The organism is Veillonella sp. VA139, from assembly GCF_003992005.1.
In the GTDB taxonomy this organism is placed as follows: domain Bacteria; phylum Bacillota; class Negativicutes; order Veillonellales; family Veillonellaceae; genus F0422.
On sequence record NZ_RQVL01000060.1, the window covers coordinates 1 to 832 of the forward strand.

Below are 832 nucleotides of genomic sequence, written 5' to 3' on the forward strand. Positions count from 1 at the left end.
CACAAAGGCAAATGACAAGAAAACATCACTAGAAGCGAGAGCTATGGTTGTAAGTGCCGCTATTGACACTGCTCCAGATAGAGTTGTTGAACTTGCCCTTGACAAAAAAGATGTTCCTGTGGTACAAAAATACTTGAATGACACATTTGGCAACGACAAGTACGGAGTATACGAGGGTGAGGAAATACAACATCTCACCAAAAATACAGAAGAAGAGACAAGGCTTGAAGGGACATTCTTCATCTACAGTAAAGAAGAGTATCCAACTGTTGAAGAATTAGAAAAAGCCATGGATAACGAATACTTCTATGCTCCGAATTATCAGTTTGGTAAAGATTCAGAGACGGAACAAAGTACGTCTCAACAAAAAGAAGAGTACCATAATATCCTAAAAGGATTAACAAACAATTATAACGAACAACAAAGACTAAGTGATAATGATATTACTCTTGCATATCAAGGTATCAACAACTATACAAAAGGACTTGGTGCTAGAAGAGCAGTATTTAGACTGTTGGGAAAAGGTAAGAATGTATATCATTTAGGCTTTACCACTAGGAAAGAACTTGATTTTAATGCATTAGCAGACACTCATACAGGTCGTATTGAGGTAACAAAGGATGGGATTAACTCTGCTGGTTCTGCATTACTACATGAAGTAGCTCACTTAGGGGTAGATGCAATTTCTATGGCTGGTTCGTTAGATACACCAAAACATCCATTATGGAAACAATTAACTGACGTAATTAAAGAAGGGAAAGCAGATTATGAAAATATCAAACATCAGATGGGAGACAGTGAGGGAGATATTCGAGTACCTGTATCCACTGGG

The 832-nt window shown here is 37.6% G+C and carries 1 protein-coding gene; it reads left to right on the plus strand.

Annotated elements, in window-relative coordinates; all coding sequences use genetic code 11:
• On the plus strand, nt 1-832 hold an 832-nt coding region (locus EO125_RS09920; protein WP_164726513.1), incomplete at both ends, for a hypothetical protein.